At 53.3% G+C, this 26,798-nt stretch carries 32 protein-coding genes and 1 riboswitch; of the genes, 30 read left to right on the top strand and 2 right to left on the bottom strand.

Annotated elements, in window-relative coordinates; all coding sequences use genetic code 11:
- Nucleotides 1-15 precede the first annotated feature (15 nt).
- Nucleotides 16-114, bottom strand: a complete 99-nt coding sequence (prli42, locus tag FCN15_RS00645; protein WP_138493016.1) for a stressosome-associated protein Prli42 — start codon at nucleotides 112-114, stop codon at nucleotides 16-18.
- Between the two features lie 96 nt (nucleotides 115-210).
- On the opposite strand from prli42, the gene FCN15_RS00640 reads away from it, so the two are divergent.
- Nucleotides 211-1,344: a M20/M25/M40 family metallo-hydrolase gene (locus tag FCN15_RS00640; RefSeq protein ID WP_138493015.1), complete on the top strand. Its 1,134-nt coding sequence runs from the start codon at nucleotides 211-213 to the stop codon at nucleotides 1,342-1,344.
- A gap of 100 nt (nucleotides 1,345-1,444) precedes the next feature.
- Here the strand turns inward: FCN15_RS00640 and mciZ are convergent, their stop codons facing one another.
- A complete protein-coding gene (mciZ, locus tag FCN15_RS00635; protein ID WP_138493406.1) occupies nucleotides 1,445-1,597 on the bottom strand; it encodes a Z-ring formation inhibitor MciZ in 153 nt (50 codons plus the stop codon).
- Between the two features lie 105 nt (nucleotides 1,598-1,702).
- Here mciZ and FCN15_RS00630 point away from each other — a divergent pair, with 105 nt between their 5' ends.
- The 29 genes from FCN15_RS00630 to FCN15_RS00490 all read left to right on the top strand — a co-directional run bounded on the left by FCN15_RS00630 (nucleotide 1,703) and on the right by FCN15_RS00490 (nucleotide 26,738).
- Nucleotides 1,703-2,266 (top strand): NUDIX hydrolase, encoded by a 564-nt coding sequence (locus FCN15_RS00630; RefSeq protein WP_138493014.1) that lies wholly within the window; start codon nucleotides 1,703-1,705, stop codon nucleotides 2,264-2,266.
- On the top strand, nucleotides 2,266-3,456 hold the full coding sequence (locus FCN15_RS00625; RefSeq protein ID WP_138493013.1) for an endonuclease Q family protein: 1,191 nt from the start codon (nucleotides 2,266-2,268) through the stop codon (nucleotides 3,454-3,456). Before FCN15_RS00630 ends, FCN15_RS00625 begins: the two co-directional genes overlap by 1 nt.
- Nucleotides 3,457-3,533: 77 nt before the next feature.
- Nucleotides 3,534-4,163: a stage II sporulation protein M gene (spoIIM, locus tag FCN15_RS00620; protein WP_138493012.1), complete on the top strand. Its 630-nt coding sequence runs from the start codon at nucleotides 3,534-3,536 to the stop codon at nucleotides 4,161-4,163.
- Between the two features lie 111 nt (nucleotides 4,164-4,274).
- A complete protein-coding gene (fur, locus tag FCN15_RS00615) occupies nucleotides 4,275-4,751 on the top strand; it encodes a ferric iron uptake transcriptional regulator (protein ID WP_138493011.1) in 477 nt (158 codons plus the stop codon).
- Nucleotides 4,752-5,013: 262 nt separating this feature from the next.
- Nucleotides 5,014-5,247 carry a DUF4227 family protein gene (locus tag FCN15_RS00610; RefSeq protein ID WP_138493010.1) on the top strand — a complete coding sequence of 78 codons (234 nt, stop codon included), beginning with the start codon at nucleotides 5,014-5,016 and terminating at the stop codon, nucleotides 5,245-5,247.
- 30 nt (nucleotides 5,248-5,277) lie between these two features.
- A complete protein-coding gene (locus FCN15_RS00605) occupies nucleotides 5,278-6,192 on the top strand; it encodes a site-specific tyrosine recombinase (RefSeq protein WP_138493009.1) in 915 nt (304 codons plus the stop codon).
- 109 nt (nucleotides 6,193-6,301) lie between these two features.
- On the top strand, nucleotides 6,302-7,495 hold the full coding sequence (gene deoB / locus FCN15_RS00600; RefSeq protein ID WP_138493008.1) for a phosphopentomutase: 1,194 nt from the start codon (nucleotides 6,302-6,304) through the stop codon (nucleotides 7,493-7,495).
- A 30-nt stretch (nucleotides 7,496-7,525) separates the two neighbouring features.
- Nucleotides 7,526-8,350 carry a purine-nucleoside phosphorylase gene (locus FCN15_RS00595; protein ID WP_138493007.1) on the top strand — a complete coding sequence of 275 codons (825 nt, stop codon included), beginning with the start codon at nucleotides 7,526-7,528 and terminating at the stop codon, nucleotides 8,348-8,350.
- A gap of 176 nt (nucleotides 8,351-8,526) precedes the next feature.
- Nucleotides 8,527-9,714, top strand: coding sequence for a D-alanyl-D-alanine carboxypeptidase family protein (locus FCN15_RS00590; RefSeq protein WP_238996445.1), 1,188 nt, complete (start codon nucleotides 8,527-8,529; stop codon nucleotides 9,712-9,714).
- A gap of 91 nt (nucleotides 9,715-9,805) precedes the next feature.
- Nucleotides 9,806-10,159 (top strand): anti-sigma F factor antagonist, encoded by a 354-nt coding sequence (spoIIAA, locus tag FCN15_RS00585; RefSeq protein WP_138493006.1) that lies wholly within the window; start codon nucleotides 9,806-9,808, stop codon nucleotides 10,157-10,159.
- Nucleotides 10,156-10,608, top strand: coding sequence for an anti-sigma F factor (gene spoIIAB / locus FCN15_RS00580; RefSeq protein ID WP_138493005.1), 453 nt, complete (start codon nucleotides 10,156-10,158; stop codon nucleotides 10,606-10,608). Before spoIIAA ends, spoIIAB begins: the two co-directional genes overlap by 4 nt.
- 9 nt (nucleotides 10,609-10,617) lie before the next feature.
- The gene (gene sigF / locus FCN15_RS00575) at nucleotides 10,618-11,373 is read left to right on the top strand and encodes an RNA polymerase sporulation sigma factor SigF (RefSeq protein ID WP_138493004.1); all 756 of its coding nucleotides are present in this window, start codon (nucleotides 10,618-10,620) and stop codon (nucleotides 11,371-11,373) included.
- A gap of 203 nt (nucleotides 11,374-11,576) precedes the next feature.
- A complete protein-coding gene (locus FCN15_RS00570; RefSeq protein ID WP_138493404.1) occupies nucleotides 11,577-12,227 on the top strand; it encodes a stage V sporulation protein AA in 651 nt (216 codons plus the stop codon).
- The gene (locus FCN15_RS00565) at nucleotides 12,227-12,658 is read left to right on the top strand and encodes a stage V sporulation protein AB (RefSeq protein ID WP_138493003.1); all 432 of its coding nucleotides are present in this window, start codon (nucleotides 12,227-12,229) and stop codon (nucleotides 12,656-12,658) included. The genes FCN15_RS00570 and FCN15_RS00565 overlap by 1 nt, the downstream gene beginning before the upstream one ends.
- Nucleotides 12,659-12,753: 95 nt before the next feature.
- Nucleotides 12,754-14,421, top strand: coding sequence for a spore germination protein (locus tag FCN15_RS00560; RefSeq protein ID WP_138493002.1), 1,668 nt, complete (start codon nucleotides 12,754-12,756; stop codon nucleotides 14,419-14,421).
- A 114-nt stretch (nucleotides 14,422-14,535) separates the two neighbouring features.
- Nucleotides 14,536-15,870 carry a diaminopimelate decarboxylase gene (gene lysA, locus FCN15_RS00555; protein WP_138493001.1) on the top strand — a complete coding sequence of 445 codons (1,335 nt, stop codon included), beginning with the start codon at nucleotides 14,536-14,538 and terminating at the stop codon, nucleotides 15,868-15,870.
- Nucleotides 15,871-16,005: 135 nt separating this feature from the next.
- Nucleotides 16,006-16,437: a peptidylprolyl isomerase gene (locus tag FCN15_RS00550; protein WP_138493000.1), complete on the top strand. Its 432-nt coding sequence runs from the start codon at nucleotides 16,006-16,008 to the stop codon at nucleotides 16,435-16,437.
- Nucleotides 16,438-16,595: 158 nt separating this feature from the next.
- A riboswitch (FMN riboswitch) is annotated at nucleotides 16,596-16,774 on the top strand.
- 320 nt (nucleotides 16,775-17,094) lie between these two features.
- A complete protein-coding gene (ribD, locus tag FCN15_RS00545) occupies nucleotides 17,095-18,222 on the top strand; it encodes a bifunctional diaminohydroxyphosphoribosylaminopyrimidine deaminase/5-amino-6-(5-phosphoribosylamino)uracil reductase RibD (protein WP_238996444.1) in 1,128 nt (375 codons plus the stop codon).
- Between the two features lie 2 nt (nucleotides 18,223-18,224).
- The gene (gene ribE / locus FCN15_RS00540; RefSeq protein ID WP_138492999.1) at nucleotides 18,225-18,893 is read left to right on the top strand and encodes a riboflavin synthase; all 669 of its coding nucleotides are present in this window, start codon (nucleotides 18,225-18,227) and stop codon (nucleotides 18,891-18,893) included.
- Nucleotides 18,894-18,916: 23 nt separating this feature from the next.
- On the top strand, nucleotides 18,917-20,176 hold the full coding sequence (locus FCN15_RS00535; protein WP_138492998.1) for a bifunctional 3,4-dihydroxy-2-butanone-4-phosphate synthase/GTP cyclohydrolase II: 1,260 nt from the start codon (nucleotides 18,917-18,919) through the stop codon (nucleotides 20,174-20,176).
- 33 nt (nucleotides 20,177-20,209) lie between these two features.
- The gene (ribH, locus tag FCN15_RS00530; RefSeq protein WP_138492997.1) at nucleotides 20,210-20,677 is read left to right on the top strand and encodes a 6,7-dimethyl-8-ribityllumazine synthase; all 468 of its coding nucleotides are present in this window, start codon (nucleotides 20,210-20,212) and stop codon (nucleotides 20,675-20,677) included.
- A 71-nt stretch (nucleotides 20,678-20,748) separates the two neighbouring features.
- Nucleotides 20,749-21,543 carry a segregation and condensation protein A gene (locus FCN15_RS00525; RefSeq protein WP_138492996.1) on the top strand — a complete coding sequence of 265 codons (795 nt, stop codon included), beginning with the start codon at nucleotides 20,749-20,751 and terminating at the stop codon, nucleotides 21,541-21,543.
- Nucleotides 21,512-22,117 (top strand): SMC-Scp complex subunit ScpB, encoded by a 606-nt coding sequence (scpB, locus tag FCN15_RS00520; protein ID WP_138492995.1) that lies wholly within the window; start codon nucleotides 21,512-21,514, stop codon nucleotides 22,115-22,117. Before FCN15_RS00525 ends, scpB begins: the two co-directional genes overlap by 32 nt.
- 139 nt (nucleotides 22,118-22,256) lie before the next feature.
- Complete coding sequence (locus tag FCN15_RS00515) at nucleotides 22,257-22,949, top strand: DUF2953 domain-containing protein (RefSeq protein ID WP_138492994.1); 693 nt, start codon at nucleotides 22,257-22,259, stop codon at nucleotides 22,947-22,949.
- Nucleotides 22,922-23,377, top strand: a complete 456-nt coding sequence (gene ytfJ / locus FCN15_RS00510) for a GerW family sporulation protein (protein ID WP_138492993.1) — start codon at nucleotides 22,922-22,924, stop codon at nucleotides 23,375-23,377. Before FCN15_RS00515 ends, ytfJ begins: the two co-directional genes overlap by 28 nt.
- Nucleotides 23,378-23,577: 200 nt before the next feature.
- Nucleotides 23,578-24,669, top strand: coding sequence for a D-alanyl-D-alanine carboxypeptidase family protein (locus FCN15_RS00505; RefSeq protein ID WP_138492992.1), 1,092 nt, complete (start codon nucleotides 23,578-23,580; stop codon nucleotides 24,667-24,669).
- Between the two features lie 53 nt (nucleotides 24,670-24,722).
- On the top strand, nucleotides 24,723-25,373 hold the full coding sequence (locus FCN15_RS00500) for a nucleoside recognition domain-containing protein (RefSeq protein ID WP_138492991.1): 651 nt from the start codon (nucleotides 24,723-24,725) through the stop codon (nucleotides 25,371-25,373).
- A gap of 38 nt (nucleotides 25,374-25,411) precedes the next feature.
- A complete protein-coding gene (locus FCN15_RS00495; RefSeq protein ID WP_138493402.1) occupies nucleotides 25,412-25,900 on the top strand; it encodes a spore maturation protein in 489 nt (162 codons plus the stop codon).
- 94 nt (nucleotides 25,901-25,994) lie between these two features.
- On the top strand, nucleotides 25,995-26,738 hold the full coding sequence (locus FCN15_RS00490) for a pseudouridine synthase (protein WP_138492990.1): 744 nt from the start codon (nucleotides 25,995-25,997) through the stop codon (nucleotides 26,736-26,738).
- The last annotated feature ends 60 nt before the right edge of the window (nucleotides 26,739-26,798 follow it).

The following is a 26,798-nucleotide window of genomic DNA, read 5'->3' as shown; positions in this document are numbered from 1 at the left end:
TTACCGGCTTACGGCTTAATTAAAAATAAACGGCTCGATAAATGCCATCAGCGCCGAACCGAGGATCGCAATCAGCATGATGTAGATAAACACTTTCATCGTCTTTTTTGGCATGCAGCGGTACTCCTTATGTTTTATAATAATAGACAATTCGGGCAATACATAACTTGTCCTTGATTTTATCGTAAACAAGAAAGCGGGGAAAGTAAAGTGATCAAGCAGGAGCGACTGATTCAGCTGTTTCTTGAACTCGTGCAGGTGGACAGCGAAACAGGGCAGGAACGTCAAATTGCCGATTTGCTGAAGAAGAAGTTTGAGGATTTAGGGCTGAAAGTGGAAGAGGATGATACGCAGGGGGTAACAGGCCACGGTGCCGGTAATCTTATCGCAACCCTTCCGGCTAATGGAGCGGCTGCTGCCGATCCGATATTCTTCACATGCCATATGGATACGGTTATGCCGGGCAGGGGAATTAAACCGGTTATTACTGAGGACGGCTGGATTCGCAGTGACGGGACAACGATTCTGGGCTCAGACGATAAGGCAGGGCTTGCCTCCCTTCTTGAAGTGATTCAAGTGCTTAAGGAGAATAATATCCCGCACGGTCAGGTTCAGTTTGTGATTACGGTTGGCGAAGAGTCCGGCCTGGTCGGCTCCCGGGCAATGAATCCTGGACTGCTGGACGCCAAATTCGGTTACGCACTGGATTCCAACGGGGAGGTTGGGGCCATCTGCATTGCTGCTCCGGCGCAGGCGAAGCTTGAAATTGAAATCTACGGGCGCTCGGCTCATGCCGGCGTTAATCCGGAGGACGGGATCAGCGCCATTCAAGTGGCAGGCAAGGCGATTTCCCGTATGAATCTGGGACGCATTGACGAGGAAACGACTGCCAATATCGGGAAGTTTGAAGGCGGCGGCGCTACCAACATCGTTCCTGATTATGTGAAGCTCTATGCGGAAGCCCGGAGTGTTGTTCAAGCCAAAGTCGAGAAGCAGGTCGAAGAGATGAAAGAAGCAGTAGAATCTGCATGCCGTGATTATGGCGCCCGGGGGGAAGTCGAAAGTAAAATCGTTTATCCGGCTTACCGCCATGAGGACAGCGCTGATGTCGTGCAGTTGGCGAAGAAAGCGGCAGCGGCTGTCTCGCTGTCCGGCCGTACCTTTGTGTCCGGCGGCGGCAGTGACGCGAACGTGTTTAACGGACACGGGATTCCGACCGTCAATCTGGCTGTCGGCTACGAGCACATCCATACGACCTCCGAGCAGATCAAAGCGGAGGATATCGGCAAAGCCGCCCTATTTGTCCTTGAAATCATTAAACAAACTGCAGCAGTATCCTCTTAATGAGGATGTTAACTTTTAAATCTGACGCGATGGCTCGTCCATAATGCGGCAGCGGCCCGCCCTGTTCAGGAGCGGGCTTTTATAGGATTTTTATCATCGATCAGGAACCTGGACGCTCAAGAGTCTGGACGGCAATCCAGTCCGCCAGCAGCATATCCTGATCCGTTTCCCGGCGCCACTGCCGGAGCTTATGGCGTATCTGCCACGCTTTTCCGGTCAGGCGGAGCTGTCCCTTGGCATAATAACTTCTCATCAATATGATACCCCCTTGGCTGAATGTGGTATTAACACGATATGAGAGACAGGGATAGGATATGCGTGCTTGTCTTTGCAATTAAACTCGAATGGAGATGACCTTATGAATCCGAATTCATCCGAACATTTGAAAGAAAAGTGGCTGTCTACTGAGCCTGTATTCCAGGGCAAGATCATTAACGTTCAGGTGGACACCGTTGAGCTCCCCGATGGATCTGTCGGTAAGCGTGAAATCGTTAAGCATCCGGGAGCTGTAGCCGTGCTGGCGGTTCATGAGGGCAAGCTGCTGCTGGTGGATCAGTACCGGCAGGCTCTGGGACGCTGCGAGCTTGAAATTCCGGCAGGCAAGCTGGAGAAAGGCGAAGATCCGATGGAGGCTGCCAAACGGGAGCTTGAGGAAGAAACGGGCTTCAAGTGCGGAAGCATCCGCCTGCTGCATTCCTTCTATACCTCTCCCGGCTTCGCGGACGAGATCATTCATTTGTATGCCGCTGAGGATTTAAAGGAGGGGGCTGTGTCACCGGATGAAGACGAGTTCCTTGAAATTTATAAAGTGACCCTGGAGGAAGCCCGCCAATATATCACAGAAGGCCGGATCTCCGATGCCAAAACGCTGCTGGCCGTGTATTTGTGGCAGTTTGGAGCAGCGTCTGCTGACCAAAGCTGATGACAGACAACCTGACTCCTTATTATGCGGATATGCATATTCACATTGGCCGGACGGGCGGCGGACAGCCGGTCAAGATTTCAGGCAGCCGTGATTTGACATTTGCCGGGATTGCGCGGGAAGCGGCTGAGCGGAAGGGAATCCAGCTGGTCGGAATTATCGACTGCCATGTTCCAGGTGTCCAGGAGGACATCAGAGCCGCTTTATCCAGTGGTGAAATGGAGGAGCTGGCAGGGGGCGGAATCCGCTACAAAGAGACAACGATCCTGCTGGGCAGTGAAATCGAAATCCGGGAGCCGGGACAGGGCGCGGCCCATGTGCTTGTGTTCCTGCCGAGTCTGGAGGAGATGCAGTCTTTTACTGCTTGGCTCTCCCATCGCATGAAAAATATTACCCTGAGCACTCAGCGCCTTCATGCCCCGGCACGCTCCCTGCAGGAGGAGGTGCTCCGGCAAGGCGGACTCCTCATCCCCGCTCATATCTTTACACCGCATAAAAGCATTTACGGCAGTGCGGCTGACCGGATGAGCGAGGTGCTGGACCTTTCACTTATTGATGCCGCGGAGCTTGGCCTCAGCGCCGATTCGGAGATGGCTGGGTGGATCAGCGAGCTGGACAGGCTGACCTTCCTGACGAACTCGGACGCGCATTCCCTGGGCAAGATCGGCCGGGAATATAATCAGCTGCTGATGCGCGAGCCGACCTTTGAAGAGTTTCGCAGGGTGATCAGGCGGGAAGACGGCCGCCAGGTGCTGGCTAATTACGGGCTCAATCCGAGGCTGGGCAAATACCACCGGACGTTCTGCGGAAATTGCGGCGAAATTGTAGATGAGCCGGAGAACACGATCTCCCGCTGTCCTTACTGCGGCAGCCACAAAATTGTCCGCGGCGTCCTGGACCGCATCCGCTCTGTTGCCGACCGGGAGCAGCCTTATATACCGGAACACCGCCCGCCATACCACTACCAGGTGCCGCTCGAGTTCATTCCGGGTCTCGGACGGCGGAAGCTGGATGCGCTGATCGCTGCTTTTGGCCATGAAATGAATATCCTGCACCGCGTTCCGGAGGAGGAATTGGCGAAAGTGGCTGGCAGCGCGCCTGCCCGGATGATCGCGGAAGCCCGCTCCGGTCTCATCCGCCTCAAATCAGGGGGCGGCGGCACTTACGGGAAAGTGATTACGACAGATTGACCAGGCTGAGGTCTAGCATGCCTTCCTTTTTCATAGTCTTGTAATAGCTGATTGTGTACAAAGGGAGGAGAAGGCATATGTTTCAAATGATCCAGCGAACACTAAAAGACCAGACGCCGCTGTACGCCTTCGTTGCAGTATTGCTGTTAATGGGCGTCGTATTCGGCGCTCTCATGGTAAATGCGCTGACGCTTGACCAGCAGGAGGATATCTCCAAATACTTGAACAATTTCTTTATCAGTCTTGATCCCGCTGCTGTGGACGGGCAAGCTTCATTCTGGCCGATTGCGGTGCTGCAGCTGAAGTGGGTGGGGCTGATCTGGCTGTTTGGCTTATCCGTAATTGGCCTGCCCGGCATCCTGATTCTGGATTTTCTAAAAGGAGTGCTGATCGGCTTCACCGTAGGCTGCATGGTCGGCCAATTCAGCTGGAAAGGCCTGCTGCTCGCCCTGGTTTCGGTTGCTCCCCATAATTTAATCGTCATTCCGGTGCTGCTGGTCAGCAGCGCAGCGGCCGTGAAGTTCTCCATCGGCATTATCCGCAGCAGAGTGCTGCTGAGCAGACCGGGGAAGCTGACCGAACCCTTTCTGTCCTACACGGGCCTGATCGTCTCCATGTCCCTGATTCTGCTCGCGGTAGCCTGCTTTGAAACCTGGGTCTCACCCGTCATGATGAGCTGGGTTTCCCCTATGCTGGGACAGGCATAGACCTCCATGCCCCCTTGCAAAATGTTTGACTTATCGCTTTATATCCCCCTATAATGATAAGAGCGATTATTATGCACAGAGGTTCGGCTTTTTCCGAGGGGGAGGGGTAGTATGGAAGCTCGGATCGACAAAATTAAACAGCAGCTGCAGTCCCACGGATACAAGCTTACGCCCCAGAGGGAAGCCACGGTAAGGGTTTTGCTGGAGAATGAAGATGACCATCTGAGTGCCGAGGATGTATTTATGCTCGTTAAGGACAAGGCGCCGGAAATCGGTTTGGCTACCGTTTACCGTACTCTTGAGCTGCTCAGCGAACTTCACGTTGTGGAGAAGATCAATTTCGGAGACGGAGTTGCCCGTTATGATCTTCGCACAGATACGTCGAAGCATCACCATCACCATCTAATATGCGTGCAATGCGGAGCAATGGATGAAATTCGTGAAGACTGGTTAACGCCGCTGGAGGAGAAGCTTGAACGTGAATTCAACTTCACCGTGCTTGACCACAGGCTAGATTTTCACGGCATCTGCCACCGCTGCAAGAAGAAAGACCAGGATAATCAGACCAACGAAGGCACTTCTTCTTAATCTTATATGGATAGCTGAGGTAATAAGCTCTCACGGTTAAGACCGGGAGAGCTTTTTTGACTCAATAGCTTTTTTATATCAGAAGCTTTTTTGACTCAAGAGCTTTTTTAACTACGAAATCATTACTTACTGCAAAAATAGACCAGCCGCTCCGTCATCCTGCCGGCCTGTCAACATACATAAACTTTCTTTCCCGCTTGTATACTTTCTATAGCCTTCTCTTTCAAAGAGGTGCAAAACAGGGTAAGAAAGAGGGAGAGTCATGGTCATTTCCATTCGAAAATGGTTTCGCTTACTGCGGTTTCTCATTCTCTTCGTCATGCTGGTCTACGTATTCAGCAAATGGTTCGGCATATTGGAGCATTGGTTATATCCGGCGGATCCTTACCGGTATCCGGAAGGCTCTGCGGTCAAAGCTGGCAGCACAGCGGTTCAGCAGGAGGGGCAGGAGGAGATGCTGGAGCGGCTGAAGCTGTTTTACAGGCTTGGTGAATAGGGAGCTTTTACAGGGAGGAGCGGAAAGGACATGGAGGAGCAGATCAGGGACTTTATCCGGGAGCTGGAAGAACGCAAGGGATTAAGTGAAGCTACCTTATCCTCTTACAGGCGGGATCTGGAGCAGTTTGCTGCCTATCTGGATGAGAAACAAATTGTTGACCCCGAACAGGTGACGAGAGCCGTTTTGTCGCTTTATTTCTCTATGCTTAAAGAGCAGGGCAAAGCTCCCTCAACGGTAACCCGTGCTTCCGTATCGCTGCGTGCCTTCTTTAAGCATCTGCAGCGGGAGTCCGTCATCCGCCAGGATCCCTTTCTCTATCTGGAGTCGCCCAAAACCAGGCGCAAGCCGCCGGTACCTTTGTCGCTGAGCGAGACCATGGCTTTGCTGGACATGCCTGACACGTCCACGCTGCTTGGACAGCGTGACAAGGCCATGCTGGAGCTGCTGTATGCTACGGGCATCCGCGTATCAGAGCTGATCTGCCTTGATGTGGAGGATGTCGACGTGCGGCTGCGTTTTGTCCGCTGCGGAAGAGGGACCAGCCATGAGCGCATCGTTCCCTTTGCGGCGAGCACAGGGGAGTGGCTGGAGCAGTATTTGGGACAGGCCCGGCCTGCCCTGCTGCAGGGACAGGAGGAAACCGTCCTGTTTCCCAACCGGCTCGGCGGGCGGATCACCCGTCAGGGGTTCTGGAAGACGATCAAGAAATATGGTCAGGCGGCCGGCATTCAGGCCGAGATTACGCCGCATACGCTCAGAACCTCCTTTGCTTCTCACCTGCTGAGCGGCGGAGCGGATCTAAGAACGGTGCAGGAGCTGATGGGCCATGCGGACATCTCTTCGACACAGGCTTATCTGAACCGTACAGGCACAAATATCAAAGCCGTGTATGACAAGTTCCATCCGCGGTCAGCTGGCGCCCGGTCGGAATCGGATGGCTGAATGTTATGCCCCTTTGAAAGGGATTACTATTTGACAAGGGATAACTATTTGACAAAGAGATAACTATGAGTAATGAATTTTTGCAACTACCAGAAGGAGTGACACCCTAATGAGTCAACAACATCAACCCCGTTTTAGAAAAATAAGCGTCATCGTCATGGACAGCGTAGGGATCGGCGAGCTGCCTGACGCACCGGAATTCGGTGATGCCGGAGCGCATACGCTCGGTCATATTTTGAGCACCCATCCGGAGACGCAGCTGCCGAATTTGGCCAAGCTCGGACTTGGCAATATTGCGCCGATTCCTCCGGTTGAGCCGGTGGACAAGCCGCTTGGCTATTACGGCAAAATGGCCGAGGTGTCCGCAGGCAAAGACACAATGACTGGACACTGGGAGCTGATGGGCCTGAAGATTGAGACTCCGTTCCAGACTTATCCGGACGGCTTCCCGCGCGACCTGATGGCCCGCTTTGAGCAGGAGACCGGCCGCAAGACGATTGGGAACAAGCCGGCCTCCGGCACGGAAATCCTCGACGAGCTTGGGGAAGAGCACATGAAGACAGGAGCCTTTATTGTATACACCTCCGCAGACAGCGTGTTCCAGATTGCGGCCCATGAGGAAGTGATTCCGCTTGACGAACTGTACCGGGCCTGCGAGATTGCCCGCCGCTTAACCTTAGAGCCGGAGCACTCCGCAGGACGCGTGATTGCCCGTCCGTTTGTGGGGACGCCTGGCAATTGGAAGCGGACGCCTAACCGCCATGATTATGCGGTCAAGCCGCCGGAGCCGACGGTTCTGAACGGCCTCAAGAATGCCGGCTATGAAGTGGTTTCTGTCGGTAAGATCAACGACATCTTCTCCGGCGAAGGCATTAACCGCTCCTACCCGACGAAGAGCAATGAACACGGAATCGAAGAGACGCTGAAGCTGCTGCCGGAGCCGTTTACGGGGATGATTTTTACAAATCTTGTGGACTTTGATTCCCTGTACGGCCACCGCCGCGATCCAAAAGGCTATGCTGGAGCGCTTGAAGTGTTCGACCGTGCTTTACCGGAGCTGATGGCCGCAACGGGAGAGCAGGATCTGCTCGTCATTACGGCGGACCATGGCAACGACCCTGTCCATGCGGGAACGGATCATACCCGCGAATATGTGCCGGTATTGATCTACGGGCCGTCTCTGAAACAATCGGGCACCATCGGCGTACGCGCTACCTACGCGGACTTGGCGGCGACCATTGCGGATAACTTCGGAATTCAGGGAACCGGGCTTGGGGAAAGCTTCCTGAAAGAACTGCAATAATTGCTTGGAGAACAGGAGAGATTAAATATTATGTTGACCTTAAACCAGGGGATGGTGCAGGAAGCCTGCGCCTTTATCCGCAAACAGACGGACCGGATTCCGCAGATTGGGCTCATACTGGGCTCTGGACTTGGCGTTCTGGCCGATTATATTGAAGATGCAGTAACCATCCAGTATGAAAATATTCCGCACTTCCCCAGTTCTACTGTCGAAGGACATGCAGGCGAGCTGATGATCGGAACCGTCGGCGGGGTGGACGTGATCCTGATGAAAGGGCGTTTCCACATGTATGAAGGCTACGCGCCTGAAATCACGGCTTTCCCGGTCCGCGTCATGAAGGAGCTTGGCGTATCCAAGCTGCTTGTCACCAACGCAGCAGGGGGCGTTAACACATCTTACCAGCCTGGGGACCTGATGCTGATCTCCGATCATCTGAACCTGACCGGCCGGAATCCGCTGATCGGCGGCAATGAGGCTGCCTTCGGGCCGCGGTTCCCGGACATGTCCGAAGCGTACAGCCGCAGGCTCCGCGATCTGGCCAAGAGCGCTGCAGCGGAGAAGGGCTACCCGCTTCAGGAAGGCGTATACGCCGGCCTGCTCGGACCGAACTATGAAACGCCTGCCGAGATCCGGATGCTCCGGACGCTTGGCGTAGATGCAGTAGGCATGTCCACAGTATCCGAAGTGATCGTGGCCCGGCACACGGGCATTGAGGTGCTGGGGATCTCCTGCATCAGCAATATGGCGGCGGGTATTCTGGATCAGCCGCTGTCACACGGCGAAGTCATGGAGACAACAGAGATGGTCCGGGAGAAGTTCCTGGGACTCGTCCTTGCTGTTATTCCCAAGATGTAAGCCAGAATTTATTACAAACAAGCAAAGCCGCATCCGTTCATCACCTTGCTATTGAGGTGTAGAGCGGATGCGGCTTTTTTTCTTGGCCGAAGCCCGTTATCCGAATAATTTCCAGCATTTTGGCGAATACTAGCTTAGAAGAATGAGAGTTGCCACTATTTAAAGGAGGAGTACCCTTGAAGAAAAGGTTGCTAATGTCTACGCTCGCCTTCTGCTTGTTCGCCGGTTTGGCGGTACCGGGCAGCGCCGCCCCGGCCGGAGCTCCGTCACAGGACCCTGCGACGGCAGGGCTTGGCTCAAATGCCGCTTCGGCCATTCTGATGGACGCGGATACAGGGACTATTATTTTTGAGAAGGACAGCCATAAGAAGCTTCCCCCGGCAAGCATCACCAAAGTTATGACCATGCTGCTGACGGCAGAAGCGCTGGATAAAGGCACGCTGAAGCTGACGGATAAAGTGACCACCAGCGAACACGCGGCATCCATGGGCGGATCGCAGATCTTTCTGGAGCCCGGAGAGCAGATGACGGTTGACGAGCTGCTGAAGGGCATCGCCATGGCCTCGGGCAACGACGCTTCGGTGGCTATTGCGGAGCATATAGGGGGCACGGAAGCCGGTTTTGTGAAAATGATGAATGACAAGGCCCAGGAGCTGGGGCTGACAGACACCCATTTTTCCAATCCAAATGGACTGCCAACGGCCGACCACTACTCCTCCGCGCATGACATTGCGGTGATGAGCCGGGAGCTGCTCAAGCATGATTATATTACGAAGTACACAGGCGCTTACCAGGATTACCTCCGCAAGGACAGCGAGAAGCCGTTCTGGCTGGTGAATACCAACAAGCTGGTCCGGTTCTACAGCGGGGCTGACGGGCTCAAGACCGGCTATACGTCGGAGGCGAAATTCTGCCTGACAGCAACTGCCAAACGGGACGGGCTGCGCCTGATTGCAGTCGTATTGGGCGAGCCGAACACCAAGACCCGGAATGCTGAAGTGTCAGCGATGTTTGACTATGCTTTCTCCCAGTACGCCATGCAGCCGCTGTTCAAGAGCGGGGAGATTATCGGCCGGGTTAAAGTGACGAAAGGCGAACAGTCCATGCTGGAGATTCAGGCGGATAAATCCTACAATATCCTCGTCAAAAAGGGAGCCTCCACAGCAGGCATCACGCATCAGGTTGTAGTGCCGGAATCGGTGAAAGCACCGGTCAGAGCGGGGCAGCCGGTCGGCAAGCTGGTCGTCTACCAGGGAGATAAGGTGCTCAAGGAATTCGAGCTGAAGGCACCTGCGGATATCGAGAAGGCGGGCTGGTGGAAGCTGTTTAAACGGACGACGGCCAAACTGTTTTTTGTAGATTGATCGGGGTTTTCTTCTAGTTTTGTCGCCCGGCAGGAATGGTCTTTCGCCTTGTAGAAATGAGTGTTCATGACAGGGAGGAGAGTGAACAGACATGAAGGTGAATATGGAAATGGAAACACGCAGGGATACGCTGATCGTCCGGCTGACCGGTGAGCTTGATCACCATGCGGCCGACTCCGTCCGTCTCCGGCTTGATGAGGAAATCGCCCGCGGGCGCTGCCGCCATATGGTACTCAGCCTGGAGTCGCTTCAGTTCATGGACAGCTCGGGTCTCGGCGTTATACTGGGCCGCTACAAGCTGATTAAGCAAAGGGGCGGCCAAATGGCGGTATGCCATGTTAATGCGCCCGTTTACCGGCTGTTTGAAATGTCCGGTTTATTTAAAATTATGCCGATCTACGCCACTGAAGATGAAGCTCTTACGGAACTGGAGGTCGCATTATGAGCGAGAACAGCCGCAATTTCATGAAGCTGCAGTTTGCCGCCAAGTCCGAGAACGAATCGTTTGCCCGCGTGACCGTCGCAGCGTTTGTGTCTCAGCTTGATCCAACAATGGACGAAATAACCGATTTAAAGACCGTCGTCTCCGAAGCGGTTACCAACTGCATTATTCACGGGTATGACAGCAATCCGGAAGGGATCGTGACGATTACGGCGGAAATTCAGGACGATACCATTCTGCTGACGATTGAGGATAAAGGGCGGGGCATTGAGGATCTGGAGCTGGCCCAGCAGCCTCTGTATACCTCGAAGCCGGAGCTGGAGCGGTCGGGCATGGGGTTCACCATCATGGAGAACTTTATGGATGAATTCGGCGTGACCAGCGAAATCGGGCAGGGGACCATGATCCGCATGAAGAAGAGGATTGAATCTAAGAAAGCTTTGTATAATTAGGGTGATGCCATGGATGCTGATGTGAAGCAAACCCCAAGAGAATATTTGGACGATTCGGAAGTCAAAAGGCTTATCGCCCTCAGCCAGTCGGGCGATTCTCTGGCGCGGGATACGCTGGTGAACTGTAACATCCGCCTGGTCTGGTCGGTCGTGCAGCGGTTTATGAACCGCGGCTACGAGCCGGAGGACCTGTTTCAGATCGGCTGTATCGGATTGCTGAAATCCGTGGATAAATTCGACCTGAGCTATGACGTCAAATTCTCCACCTATGCGGTGCCGATGATTATCGGGGAGATCCAGCGCTTCCTGAGGGATGACGGCACGCTGAAGGTGAGCCGCTCCCTCAAGGAAATGGCCAACAAGGTCCGGAAGAAGAAGGACGAGCTGTCGAAGACGCTCGGCCGGCTGCCAACCATTAAGGAGGTTGCGCAGGAGCTGGGCGTGTCGCCGGAGGACGTGGTGTTTGCCCAGGAGGCGAACAAGCCGCCGACGTCCATTCATGAGACCGTATTTGAGAATGAAGGCGATCCGATTACGCTGATCGACCAGATTGCGGATGAGTCCCAGGAGCGCTGGTTCGATAAGCTGGCGCTTCATGAAGCGCTGGGCGGTCTTACCGAGAGGGAGCGTTTGATCGTGTATCTCAGATATTACAGGGATCAGACGCAGTCTGAGGTTGCCAGCAGGCTGGGCATATCTCAAGTGCAGGTATCCCGGCTCGAGAAGAAGATCCTTCAGAATATCAAGGACCAGATTGCCCAATAAATTTTGTCCTATAAGAATTACCTCTGTAAATACTGCTTCAGCTTGCTGGACGCAGGTTTAACATCGAATCAGACAAGCGCCGTTCGTGCCGGTTATCCGGCTTGGACGGCGCTGCTTTATTTTTCCGGGGGAAGAGTAAAGAAAGCCGGCGCTTGGCATACTAGGGACAATTAGGCAGGCAAGAGGTGATGGGCATGGATGGGATGAAAGGCGGGGCAGAGGTTGTCTATATCCGGCTGCGGAAGCATGTGAAGCTTAAAGACGGGGCTGGAATCTCGCTGGGCGATATTGCCCAGGTGCTTGCTCCGGCAGAAAGGGAGCAGGAGTTAAAGAGCCTGATGGTCAAGCAGCCTGTGAAGCAGGATGGGAACCGGATTGTGATCGACATGATGCAGATCATTAAGGTCATCCGCGGGGCCTTTCCCCAGCTCGCCATCGAATATATCGGTGAACCGCATACGCTGGTGGAGATCATCGGACAGCAGCGCAAAACTCCCATCCTGTTCTTTATTCTGGTATGGCTGCTGCTGTTCTTCGGTTCCATGCTTACCATTATGAATTTTCATGCAGATGTCAGTATGCCCGAGGTCATTGTACATATCGTGGAGATGATTACCGGACAGCACGATGACCATCCTTATCTGTATCAGACGACCTATTCGCTGGGGATCGGGCTTGGGATGATCGTGTTCTTCAACCACCTGTTCCGCAAGAAATGGAATGAAGAGCCAACGCCCCTTGAGGTGGAGATGTTTCTGTACCAGGAAAATCTGGATCACTACGTGATTACGGAAGAGTATAAGAAAATCCACCGCAAAGAGTCCAAGGATTCCAGGGAAGGAGATGGCTCATAATGCTCCTCCAGGCCGTGCAGGCCGTATGCCTGGCTTTCCTGGGGCTGGCGGGAGGAACAGCCGTAGGCGCCGGCGTCGTTGCCTTGTTTGTCGTTCTTGACATCGTGCCGAGGCTCAGCCAGCTCACCCGCACCTATGCCAAGGTGCACTGGTATGAAGGGGCCATGGTAGCCGGGTCTGTGTTCGGTACGGTGGCGGACTTCTGGAACTGGAAATTTTACATCGCCTGGAAGCCGGCGGCAGCGCTGGTCGGCCTGTTCAACGGGATCTTTGTCGGGATGCTGGCTGCGGCATTGACCGAGGTGCTTAACGTTCTGCCTATCCTGGCGAAACGGGTCGGGCTTCAGAAGTATTTGTTCCTGCTGCTGCTTGCCATGGTGTTCGGCAAAATAGCGGGCTCTTTTTACGACTGGTTTATCTATCATCCATAACACGAGAGCAAGAAGAACAGCAATTCAGCAAATAGAGAACCAAAAAGATCAGCTGCGGCGGTATCCGCTATGCACTTTACAGGAGGTAGGGAAGAATGACTGACCGCTACTCGGAGACGGACTCCTCGCGTCAAAATGGTTATGGAACCATCGAATTTACCCCGGAGTTCGACACCGGAGTGAACGAAGACGGCAATCATGGACGACAGGGAGGGAGATCCAAACAGATCAAAGAGGCGCTGCAAAGAAAGAAAGACAGTGAGGCCTCCGATTCCATTAAGGAATCCGTCATTTACTGGCAGAACAGCGATAATATCAGCAAGAAGCTCAACACAACGAAGAAAACGCTGGAGCAGGTTGTAGGTCTCGGCGATTCCTTTGATATTGATTTCCGTGATATGACGTTTGCCGGGAAGAGAGTCTCATTCTTCATCGTCACTGCATTTTACAAAGATAATATTCTGCTGGAGATCGTGAAGAGGCTGACGTATTTAACGCCTGAATCCATGACCGGTGATGCGGTCAAAGCATTTATGGAAGAATTTATTCCGCATCTGCAGGTGGAGAAGACGGACAAGCTGAGCGTCTGCATCAACAAAGCCTTGACCGGCATGAGCGTCCTGTTTATCGAAGGGGAAGATACCGCCCTGCTCATGGATACGCGTTCGTATCCGGCAAGAAGTCCTGAAGAGCCTTCGCTGGAAAGGGTAGTCAGAGGGGCGAGGGACGGCTTCACGGAGACGCTTCTGACTAATGTCAGTCTGGTCCGCAGGCGGCTTAGAGACCCGGGGCTGAAATTTGAGGTGATGAAGGTGGGCCGGCGGACCGATACGGATGTGGCTATTGCTTATATTGACGACATCGTGGACAAAGTCCAGATCGAGGAGCTTAAAGAGAAAATAAGCAGCATCGACATCGAGGGCATTCCTTTGGCGGACAAGCAGCTTGAAGAAGCGATCCTCCACAAAGGCTGGAACCCCTACCCGCTGGTCCGCTACTCGGAGCGGCCGGATACGGTGGCTTCCCATCTGCTGGAGGGCAGAATCGTTCTGTTTGTGGACACGTCTCCCAGCGTGATGATCCTGCCTACGACCTTCTTCGATCTATGCCAGCATGCGGAAGAGAACCGCCAGACCGCCTTTATGGGCACCTATTTAAGGTGGATCCGCTTTTTCGGGATTATTGCCTCCTTATTTTTGCTGCCGATCTGGCTGCTTGTGGTGATCCACCCCGAGATTAAGCCGGCGGCGCTGTCGTTTATCGGTCCGCAGGATCAGGCTAAGATTCCGCTCATCGCACAGTTTCTGATCGTGGAATTCGGTGTGGATCTGATGCGCATGGCGGCGGTTCATACTCCGACTCCGCTGGCCTCTGCAATGGGTCTGATCGCTGCCATTATGGTCGGGGATATTGCGGTAAAGACCGGATTGTTCGTCAACGAAGTGGTCTTGTACATGGCCGTTGCGACGATCGGGATGTTTGCAACGCCAAGCTATGAGCTTGGTCTTGCCAACCGGCTGGTAAGGCTTGTGCTGCTGGCGGCAGTAGCCATATTCGGCATTCCGGGCTTTGTAGTCGGGGTAACAGCATTTATTGTGCTGCTGACCCTGCGCCGCTCCTTTAACTCGTCATATCTGTGGCCGTTTATACCATTTAATGCAAAGGCGATGGCTGCCGTTATCCTGCGTATGCCGGTGATGTATGCTAAATCCCGCCCGTCCTTCAACAAACCGCGGGACCGCAGCCGGATTTCAAGCGAATAAATACAGCTCCAGGCCTGGCCTAAAAGTGTAAATGAAATGCACAAAAATCCATTTTTCGAAATTCGGGAAAGCTGATATACTTAAGCAAAATTCGAAAAATCGGAGGCAGCCTGGATGTATTTACACGGTACCAGCAAAATAAATGCCAAAGGTCATTTGGAGATCGGCGGCTGCGATACAGTCGAGCTTAAAGAACAATACGGGACTCCGCTGTACATCATGGACGAAGCTTTGATCCGGCAGCGGGCCCGGGAATATATGGACGCTTTCCGGCAATCCGGATTGTCTTATCAGGTTGCGTATGCGAGCAAGGCCTTCTGCACGATGGCGATGTGCCGCCTGGTTGAAGAGGAAGGCATGAGCCTTGATGTCGTATCGGAAGGGGAGCTTTATACGGCGCTGAAGGCCGGTTTTCCTGCTGAACGCATTCATTTTCACGGCAATAACAAGACTCCCGCTGAAATTCAAATGGCCATCAGCGCCCGCATTGGCTGCTTTGTAGCGGACAATTTCGATGAACTGCACCTGCTCAATGCCCTTGCTGCCGAGAACGGAGTGAAGGTCAACATCCTGCTGCGCGTGACGCCGGGAGTTGAGGCGCATACGCATGAATATATTTCAACCGGTCAAACGGATTCCAAGTTCGGGTTTGATATTGGCAATGGCACGGCGTATGAAGCCGTCAAGACGTCAATCGCCCTGCCGCACCTTCAGCTGCTTGGCCTGCATTCCCACATCGGATCGCAGATCTTTGAAGTTGAAGGCTTTCAGGTAGCCGCAGAGCGCGTCTCCGGCTTCGCTGTCAAAGTCAAACGGGAGCTTGACTTTGTCTTTAAAGTGATCAACCTTGGCGGCGGGTTCGGCATTCGCTATACGAAGGAAGATACGCCGCTTCACGCGTCGGTTTATGTTAAGGCGATTACGGATGCGGTGAAACGGAATTTCTCCGGCGTGTATGACCAGCTCCCGGAGGTATGGATTGAACCGGGCCGCAGCATTGTCGGAGATGCCGGAACAACGCTGTACACGGTCGGCTCAAGCAAGGATATTCCGGGCGTGCGCAAGTACATTTCCGTAGACGGCGGCATGACGGATAATCCCCGTCCGGCTTTGTATGACTCCAAATATGAGGCGATGCTGGCTAACCGGGGGCGGGAAGCCGCGACGGAAACCGTATCAATTGCCGGAAAATGCTGCGAAAGCGGAGACATGCTGATCTGGGATCTGGAGCTTCCTCCGGCCAAAACGGGGGATCTGCTGGCCGTTGCTTCGACTGGCGCCTACAATTATTCCATGGCGAGCAACTATAACCGGATTCCGCGTCCGGCGGTCGTCTTTGTAAATGAAGGCGAAAGTGCACTGGTAGTCAAACGGGAATCGCTGAACGATCTCATTGCCAATGACGTCATTCCACAGCGGGTTGGCAAACAGCATTCGCTGAAGGGATAATTTCCGGGACATAAAGTATTGCAGAAGAGACGGGGGCCTGGTGATCCCCGTCTTTTTTTTGCACTCTATTTCTTTTCATAGTAAACTGGACATGTTGCACATTGAAACATAATTTGGAAGGGGCTTGAAACACTAATGGCTAAACAAGCAAAGATCACACTTGCGAACGGCGGAGAAGTCATTCTTGACCTGTTCGATCAAGACGCTCCAAATACGGTAGCAAATTTTGAGAAGCTCGCAAACTCCGGCTTTTACAACGGACTTGTCTTCCATCGCGTTATTCCAGGCTTTGTAGCTCAAGGCGGCTGCCCGAACGGAACAGGCACCGGCGGACCGGGCTATACCATTAATTGTGAAATCAATCCAAACAAACATGAGCGCGGTTCCCTCGCGATGGCGCATGCGGGACGGAATACGGGCGGCAGCCAGTTTTACATCTGCTATGCCCCTCAGCCGCATCTGGACGGCCAGCATACGGTATTCGGCAAGGTTGTAAGCGGAATGGAGCATGTTGATGCGTTCCAGGGCCGTGACCGTATGGAAACCGTGGAAGTGTACGAAGCTTAATTACAGGGCGACATCGTCCAAATCCAAACAGACCTGGAGCTAATGCTCGAGGTCTGTTTGCTGCAGGCTCTTGCATTGCTCTGTGAATAGTGCTACCATTGCAAACAAGTCAGCGGCTGGAAATGATGTGCAGCCGTCGGCTCTTCATAACTGAATATGAAATCCTTCGGGGCAGGGTGAAAATCCCGACCGACGGTGATGGCAGCCTGGTGTTTCAAGCAGGTGAGCCTTAGTCCGTGACCCGCATTTCTGTTGTTGGATGATCCATACGAAGATTTGCGGCTGAGCCGGTGAAATTCCGGGACCGACAGTATAGTCTGGATGGGAGAAGGAGATACGGAAGCTTGCAGCTCGTTTTATTTGAGCTACTCCTGCAAGCTTCTTAAATGATCAACAATAAGCTTGGATGACAGTGCTGGGTTCGGTTTGTTTGCTGATGTCTTAATTGCAGAGACAGAGGCAAACTCCGGCCTTACATCAGCATCAAAGTCTGCGATTCTGCTGGTGGACTTTTTGCTGTACGGTGCATTCGGCTTGGTGTTGTTTCTTTGGTATCGCTGTTAATTCTCCTGCTGCCCCGGCCATTGGCCGGGGTTTTTAGCGTTTTTTTGCGCATGTTAAGACAGAAGATTATTGTTCAGAAGGGAGGCAAGGCATATGAATGGATCCGGCCCGTCTAATTTGCAGCCGATGAATGATGAATTTTACATGGCGCTGGCGCTGGATATGGCCAGACATACCCAGGGGCAGACCGGCATTAATCCGGTTGTCGGGGCCGTTGTTGTCCGGGACGGGGCGATTGCGGGGATGGGCGCACACCTGAAACGGGGGGGAGGGCATGCCGAGGTTCATGCGCTGAATATGGCCGGAGACCGCGCCGCAGGCAGCACGGTGTATGTCACTTTAGAACCCTGCAGCCATTATGGGGCAACGCCGCCATGCAGCAGGAGGCTGATTGAAGCGGGAGTGTCGCGCGTGGTTGTCGCCTGTGAAGATCCAAATCCGCAGGTTTCGGGCCGGGGAATTGCGATGCTGAGGGATGCAGGGATTGAGGTTGATGTCGGGATTATGCAGGAAGAAGCGCGTGAGCTGAACAAGAAATTCATCAAATTTATTACAACAGGGCTGCCTTTCGTCACTCTGAAAACCGCCAGCTCGCTGGATGGCAAAATCGCTTCCAGAACCGGGGACAGCAAGTGGATCACTGGGGAGGAAGCCCGCAGCCTGGTACATACGATGCGGCATCAGCATGCGGCGATTCTGGTAGGCATCGAAACCGTCCTTGCGGATAATCCTTCATTAAGCACACGTCTGCCCGTACCCGGCCTGCCGCCAGTCAGAGTCATTGTTGATTCAAAGCTGCGGATTCCGCTGGGTGCCAAAGTTCTTGAATCAGACGGGGCCGAAACGATGATATTAACAACGGAAAACCACGCCAACGAGCCGAAACTGCGCGCTCTTGAAGACAAACAGATTCGGGTTATTCCATGCGGAAGCGGGGAGCGGGTCGATCTGAGGACCGGCCTGCAGAAATTAGCCGAAGCCGGTCTTTCTTCCGTGTTGGTTGAAGGCGGAGGGAAGGTCAGCGGCTCCTTTCTTTCGGAGAGGCTTGCGGACGAAATCCAGCTGTTTCTGGCTCCTAAACTGATCGGCAGCGGCGGCTTTGAAAGCTTTAGCTTCACCGGGCCGGAGCGCATTCAGCACGCAGTTAAGCTGACAAAAGTGAAGGTGACGCCTGCCGGGAATGACATCCTGGTTACTGGCTCGCCGGTTTGGGAGGAATAAGAATGTTTACGGGACTGGTTGAGGAAGTGGGCAGGCTGAAATCCGTAAGCCGCAGCGGCCAGGCTATGGTTCTCGGCATTGAGAGCCGAAAGCTGATGGAGGATATGAGGCTTGGTGACAGCATCGCCGTGAACGGGGTCTGTTTGACAGTGACGCACATGGACTCCTCTTCGTTCGCAGTCGATGTGATGCCTCAAACTTACAAGCATACGAACCTTTCCGGATTGTCAGTCGGTCAGCCGCTTAATCTGGAGCGAGCCATGCCGGCCGGAGGAAGATTTGGAGGCCATATTGTACAGGGGCATGTTGACGGTACGGCGGTTATTTTAAGTATAGAAACCGATCAGAATGCTGTCGTCTATACGGTACGGCCGGAACCGGTTGATCTTATGAAATATATAGTTGCGCAGGGTTCGATCACCGTAGACGGGATCAGCTTAACGGCAGCTAAGCTCGAAGCGGATTGCTTTGCTGTGTCCATTATTCCCCACACTCTGGCGCAGACGGCGCTGAAGAACAAACGCCCGGGCGACAGGGTGAATCTGGAATGTGACATTATCGGAAAATATGTGGAGCGGCTGCTTTCCTTCCCGGCTGGCTCCAATTCCCCGGCAAGCCGCCGCTCCGGCGGCATAGACCTGAAGCTGCTGGCAGAGAACGGATTTGTTTAATCAAAGAAAGGAGGCTCGCTGACATGGAACGAATTCAGCTGGATTCCGTGGAAGCTGCGCTCGCAGATCTCAAGCAAGGCAAACCGGTAATCGTGGTGGATGATGAGGACCGCGAAAATGAAGGGGATCTCATTGCCCTGGCCGAGATGGCGACGCCTGAAGTGATTAATTTTATGATTACCCAGGCAAGAGGGCTTGTCTGTGTGCCAATCACGCAGGAGCGGGCGGATGAACTGCAGCTCAGCCCAATGGTTACCCATAACACCGATTATCATGGCACTAACTTTACCGTGTCCGTCGATTATATCGATACGACAACCGGCATTTCCGCATTCGAGCGTTCGCAGACCGTTAAAGGCCTGATGAATCCGGATGCCAAACCCGAGGATTTCCGCAAGCCGGGCCATATGTTTCCTTTGATCGCCAAAAAAGGCGGTGTGCTCCGCCGGGCCGGCCACACCGAAGCGGCAGTTGACCTCGCAGTGCTATGCGGGTCATACCCTGCAGGCGTGATCTGCGAGGTGATCAAGGAGAATGGCGAAATGGCTCGCCTGCCCGAACTCAAGCAGTTTGCGCTGCAGCATGATCTCAAGCTGATCAGTGTGCAGGAGCTGATTGCGTACCGGCATGAGCGGGAGAGGCTGGTCAACCAGGAAGTTGAGGTGCGGATGCCGACGGACTTTGGTGAATTCCGGGCCATTGCGTACACCAACTCGGTGGACAACAAAGAGCACTTGGCGCTCGTCAAGGGAGATATTACGCCGGGCCAGCCGGTACTGGTCCGGGTTCACTCCGAGTGCCTGACCGGGGATGTCTTTCATTCCCACAGATGCGACTGCGGACCGCAGTTTGCGGCGGCTCTGCGGCAAATTGAAGCCGAAGGCCGCGGGATTCTGCTGTATATGCGCCAGGAAGGGCGCGGAATTGGACTTATTAATAAACTGAAGGCTTACAAGCTGCAGGAGGAAGGGCTGGACACGGTTGAAGCCAATCTCAAGCTTGGTTTCAAGGCGGATCTCCGGGATTACGGCATCGGGGCCCAAATTCTCAAGGACCTTGGCGTCACCGAGATCCGGCTGATGACCAACAACCCCCGCAAGATCAAAGGCCTTGAAGGCTACGGACTGCAGGTGGTCGAACGGGTGCCAATCCAGATCAAGGAAAATGCAGACAATTCCGCTTACCTGCATACGAAACAATCCAAGCTGGGCCATATGCTCAGATTCGATGATCTTGACGATCTGGAACAGGACGAACAGGAGCATCAAAACGCTGAGCGTTGAAGCAGCTGCCAATTTAAGGAGGTTTTTTATAAAATGGGACAAATTTATGAAGGCAATCTCGTCTCTTCCGGACTGAAATACGGCATCGTTGTAGGCCGGTTTAATGAGTTCATTACAAGCAAGCTGCTGGGAGGCGCACTCGATGCCTTGAAGCGTCACGGGGTGAAGGATGAAGAGGTGGATGTGGCTTGGGTGCCGGGTGCGTTCGAAATCCCGCTGGCCGCGCAGAAGCTTGCCGAAAGCGGCAAATACAACGCTGTGATTACCCTGGGCACCGTTATCCGCGGCTCCACCAGCCACTATGACTATGTCTGCAATGAAGTGGCGAAAGGCGTGTCGGCCATCAGTCTGAAAACAGGCCTTCCCGTTATTTTCGGCGTGCTGACTACGGAAAATATTGAGCAGGCCGTCGAGCGGGCCGGCACGAAAGCCGGCAACAAAGGCTGGGATGCAGCGGTAGCAGCAATTGAAATGGCGAACTTGACGAATCAGCTAAAATAGTGCTTATTTAATGTAGTGCCTTTCGCAGGAAGGGCGCTACATTTTCTTTTTGTACGGGTGGTGGATCATTAGTGACGGTACTTTACAAGCTGGAGACCTTCGAGGGCCCGCTGGATCTGCTGCTTCACTTGATTGACAAAGCGGAGATTGACATTCACGAAATCTCTATTAGTGAAATTACGGACCAATACATGGACTACTTGCATTCCATGCAGGAGCTGGAGCTGGAGGTTACAAGCGAATTTCTGGTTATGGCAGCAACCCTGCTATCCATAAAGAGCAAGCAGCTGCTTCCTAAACCTCCTGTTATCGAGTGGGAGGACGAATATGATTTGTATGATCCAAATGAAGAGGACCCGGAAGAAGAGCTGATCCGCAAGCTGATCGAATACCGCAAGTTCAAAGGTGTTGCCGAGCTGCTCCACGATAAGGAGTGGGAACGCAGCCTTATTTTCTCCAAGGAGCCGGAGGATTTGACGCCATTTATGCCTGAGACGGCCGAGAACCCGGTGCAGGGGCTTCATGTCTCGGATCTGATCAGCGTCTTTCAGAAGGCGCTCCGCAAAGCGGTCAAGCGCAATACGGTGGCCCGGATTCAGCGGGATGAAATCTCCGTTAAGGACCGCATTAAAGAGGTAATCAGTGTTCTGGAGCTGATAGGAAGAGGCGGACGGGTCTTATTTTCCAAGCTGCTGGATGAAGACATGTCCCGTCATGAGATTGTGGTGACATTTCTGGCTATCCTGGAACTGATGAAGATGAAGCTGATTATTTGCTACCAGAATCATTTATTTGATGACATTGTGATGGAATGGAAAGGGGAACAAGCCGGTAATGGATTTTCCGAAGTTGAAGTCGATTATTGAAGGGATGCTCTTCCTGGCCGGTGAGGAAGGGCTGACTGTGAAACAGCTGTGCGAGGTGCTGGAACAGCGCCCCGATATGATTAAAGAAGTGCTGGCCGAACTGAAGATGGACATGTCCCGGGAAGGGCGGGGATTGCAGCTGCTTGAAATTGCCGGGCATTTTCAGATGGCAACCTTGAAGGAACATGCTCCTTATTTTGAAAAATTAGCCTATTCGCCGTCAAGATCGTCTTTGTCCCAGGCGGCACTCGAAACGCTGTCGATCATTGCCTACCGGCAGCCGATTACCCGGATTGAAATTGAGGAAATCCGCGGCGTGAAGGCCGAACGGGCCATTCATACGCTGGTGAACAAAGATCTGATCGAGGAAGTGGGACGGGCCGAAGCCATCGGGCGGCCTATTTTATACGGGACCACCAAAGCGTTCCTGGACTACTTTGGCCTGGCTAGCCTGAAGGACCTGCCGGATCCGGAGCAGTTTGCGGATGTGGATTCCCTGGAAGACGAAACCCACGATTTATTTGACCGTATCCGAAATGAGCAGCTGACGATTGACGATATGAACCAGTCCTGAATAAACAATAAACGAATGAAACTCCTCCGCCATCGGGGGAGTTTTTTTAATGCTTTTCCAATCAAGGTCTGGAATGGCAGAATGGCAAATTCGGCATAATACATAAGGAATCTGCTGGAACGGAGGTTGAATAACGAAGATGTGGATATGGATATGGATTGGTTTGCTGGCAGCAGTGCTTATCCTTCTAATCGCTGCTGCAATGCGCTCGAAGATCACGGTCAGCGTGCATGTCCGGAAGCAAAATGAAGACGACCAGATTCATGCGGACATGCGGGCATTGTTTGGTTTGGTAAAGGTTCACTATGAGGTGCCCAAGATCAAATTTGACAGCTTGAAGAAGGGCTTCAAGGTCCAGACGGAGAGGGAGACAAATGTGCCCGGCATGAGCGGCCAGACGCCTAATGAACAGCATATCGGCACGGAAAAAATACACCGCTGGAGCGAAATCTACAAACAGCTTCTGCAGTCTACGGACGGCTTGAAGCAGTGGATGGATGCAACGCTTAAGCACTTGAATGTCATCAAGCTGGAGTGGCTGACGGATTTCTCCATGCAGGAAGCAGATCACACGGCGGTGGCGAGCGGCCTGCTGTGGAGCGTCAAGAACTTTGTTGTCGGGGGGCTTTCTTTCCGCGTTAGAATGAAAAATCCCCCCTCCGTGGAGGTCAAACCGAGCTTCGGGGCATCTCCGCACTTTACCAGTCAACTTGACTGCATAGCTCAAATTCGGCTCGGACATGCTATGTATGCTGGACTGACTCTTATAACCCGCGTGCTAAAAGTGAAAGGAGGAACTAAACAATGGCTGAACATCCTATTCAAGGCCTGATGAGAACCGCGATGGAGAACATTAAGGCAATGGTTGATGTGAACACAATTGTCGGAGCTCCGGTTGAAACCAAGGACGGCAATGTTATCTTGCCGATCAGCCGTGTCGGCTTCGGTTTTGCGGCAGGGGGCAGCGATTTCCGCTTATCGGATGAGCTACACCATGCCGGACACGACCTTGCTGATGTATCAAGACCGTTTGGGGGCGGCAGCGGCGGCGGGGTTTCGATCAACCCGATTGCGTTCCTGGTTGTCGGACCTCAAGGCGTAAATGTGGTGCCGCTTGATAATCAGACCCACATTCTCGAAAAGGTTATTGATTCGGTTCCAGGCGTAATCAACCAGCTGCAGGGCTTGTTCTCAGGCAGCAGCCAGAGCTCCACGCCGATGGTCGTACCGGATACACCAACATTCCCGTCACGCGTGTAAACGGGCAAATCCGCAGCAGCCATGAATTTCCCTTCCGAATCGTGGAAGGGTTTTTTTCTTCTCATTAGAGAAAGATAAGCATTTCGGAGGGAAGCCGGGCAAACCGAGGGAAAGATGGACAAACGGGTCTAACCGGCCCCCCATTAAGCATATATTTGGGAGTAGAACCCGCAACAAGACTAACAGCTAAGGAGTACGCTATGAAACCAATCAGACGGAAGGTAATTTCTTTAGGCTTGACGCTGCTCGCCTGTCTTGCGCTGCAGAATCCGGCATTCGCGGATAACCAGCCAGGTTCGGTTCGCCTGCAGCACCCCGGCACGCATGCTCAGGCGGCTGCGCTGATCGACGTGGAGTCCGGCCGGCTGCTCTACAGCAAACAGGGCGATCAAATCCTGCCGATTGCAAGCTTAACCAAGATCATGACAGCTATCGTAGCCATTGAGAATGGAGGTTTGGACAAGCAGGTCAAAGTAAGTCCAAACGCCTTCGGCAAGGAAGGGTCATCTATTTATTTGAAGCTTGGAGAGAAAATGACGCTGGAAAATATGCTGTACGGCTTGATGCTCCGCTCAGGCAATGACGCAGCCACGGCGATCGCCGAGCATGTCGGCGGCTCCGAGCAGGGATTTGTGTACCTGATGAATCAGAAAGCGGAAATGATCGGTTTGACGCACACCCATTTTGCTAATCCTCACGGGCTCGATCATAAAGAACATTATTCAACGGCCAACGACCTGGCCAAGCTGACCGCTTATGCCCTGCATAATCCGGTGTTCAGGCAGATTGTTGCAACCAGGGAGAAGAGAGCGCCCAACCCGGAGGAATCCTGGGACTATATCTGGCTCAATAAAAATAAAATGCTCCGCATGTATGAAGGGGCGGACGGCGTTAAAACCGGCTTTACCAAAATTGCCCGGCGCTGTCTCGTCAGCTCGGCGACCCGGAACGGCCAGCAGCTGGCCGCGGTAACGCTTAATGACGGCGACGACTGGAATGATCATGCGAAGATGCTGGATTTCGGCTTTCAAAACTATCCGCTGAAGACACTCGTAACCGGCAAGCAGCTTATTCAAAGCGGTGACGCAAATCTGCTTACGGGGATTACCTTCCAATATCCGCTTAATCCAGCTGAAGCTTCTCATCTCGAGCAGGAGGTTAAGCTGAACGAAGCTGCCGATCCTTTCGGCTTCAGGGGAAGGCTGGTGCTCAAGCTGGGTGACCAGGTCATCGGTTCCGTCCCGCTTTATCAAGACATGAATAAGGATGCTGCCCGCCAAGAGAATAAATAGACACAAGAGGGGAAGCGTCAGACCGTACCAGCTGCAAAGGGGAGAGGGGAAACATGGTTAATAAAATATGGCTTGGTATGCTGCTCATCGGATTTGGATTTGCAGCCTACAAAGGGGATATCAATTTAGTTACCAAAGCTGCCTTCGAGGGCGCTGAAACAGGGGTGACGGTGTGCTTCGGCCTCATCAGCGTGCTGGTATTCTGGATGGGGATTATGCGGCTGGCCGAGGAATCCGGACTTGTGGACAAAATATCGAAGCTGCTCGGACCTGTCGTCCGGTTCTTGTTCCCGGATGTGCCGAAGAATGATCCGGCCATGGGGTACATCCTGTCTAATATGAGCGCCAATCTGCTTGGCCTTGGAAATGCGGCGACTCCGATGGGCATCCGGGCCATGCAGGAGCTGCAGCGGCTCAATCCGGACAAGACCACCGCTTCCCCCGCCATGTGTACATTGCTGGCACTCAACACGGCAAGCATCACTTTAATACCCACTACGCTGATCGCTATCCGCAGCACCTATCATTCTGCGAACCCGGCGGAAATTGTCGGCAGCACGCTGCTGGCAACCGCAATCGCTACATTGGCAGCTGTATTTGCGGACCGGTGGTACCGGGCAAGGTCTAAATATCCGCCTGCACTTCCTCCTTCAGCCTCAAGCATCACGAATGCAGCAGCTTCCGGGCGGGGTGAGGGAACTTGAACTGGATTCAGCAGCTTTCAGCCTGGGCGGTTCCGGTTATGGTTGCTTTTATCCCGCTTTACGCTTACTTTCGGAAGATTCCGGTTTATGAATCGTTTGTGGATGGAGCGAAGGACGGGTTCTCCACAGCCATCGGAATTATTCCACATCTGGTCGGAATGATGGTCGCAATCAGTGTGTTTCGGGCATCGGGAGCCATGGATTTCCTGATCGGTCTGGCTGCCCCACTGGTGCAGTGGCTGCATATTCCGCCGGAGGTGCTGCCGCTTGGTATTCTGAGACCGCTGACCGGCACGGGATCGCTGGCTTTTACCACCGATTTGATCAAAACCTACGGCCCCGATTCCATGATCGGCCGGATTGCGTCCACCATTCAAGGGAGTACGGATACAACACTGTATGTACTCACCGTTTATTTCGGCGCTGTCGGCATCCGCAACGGCCGTTACGCCCTTAAGGTTGGACTTTTCTCCGATATCGTCGGATTTGCTGCAGCCATCTTCGTTTGTCTTGTTCTCTTTGGCTGATCCCTGAGACGCTCTCTTTGTGAGGGCGTTTTTGGCTTTTCTATTGTGATTTGTTTATCAACTGGGTATCATGAATGAGAGGTGACTAGAAAATATGGAAAGATTGCAGAAGATTTTGGCTCAGGCAGGCGTGGCATCGCGGCGCAAATGCGAAGAGCTCATTTTGGCCGGGCAGGTACAGGTGAACGGAGAGACCGTTACAACGCTCGGCACGAAAGCGGATCCCGCTACAGATACGATTACAGTGAACGGCAAAAATATCGGGGCTGAGCAGAAGCTCTATCTTCTGTTTAATAAACCTAAAGGGGTCATTACAAGCGCCAGCGATCCGAAAGGGAGAAAGATTGTCACCGATTACCTTAAAGGAATCAAAGAGAGAGTCTATCCAGTCGGACGGCTGGATTATGATACGGAAGGTTTGCTGCTCCTTACTAACGACGGAGAATTTGCCCATCTGCTGACGCATCCGAAACACCATGTGCCTAAGACTTATTTGGCTACGGTGAAAGGGGTGCCGCACGGAACCGAGCTGGACAAGCTCAAGAAGGGCATCATGCTGGAGGACGGGATGACCGCGCCGGCAGAAGTCGAATATCATGACGTAGACCCGGATCAGAAGCAGGCTACCATCTCCATTACCATCCATGAAGGCAGAAACCGGCAGGTCCGCAGAATGTTCGAAGCGATTGGACATCCGGTTACACGTCTCAAGCGGATTTCGTTCGGCAACCTCTTCCTGGGAACGATGAAGCGCGGCGTGTACCGCCATCTCACCAAGAATGAAGTGGAAAGCCTGCGTCAAAGCGCTCATACCGAAAGCAGGAGAAATCAGCGGTAAACCTCACCTTTATAGGAGTGGGGCTAGCTGTGGAACTGCGGCGCCGCGGGGACATGACCC

Source organism: Paenibacillus pinistramenti (assembly GCF_005869875.1).
GTDB lineage: Bacteria > Bacillota > Bacilli > Paenibacillales > Paenibacillaceae > Fontibacillus > Fontibacillus pinistramenti.
The sequence above is the reverse complement of the archived record's forward strand: the minus strand, read 5'-3'. Positions and strand labels throughout refer to the sequence as shown.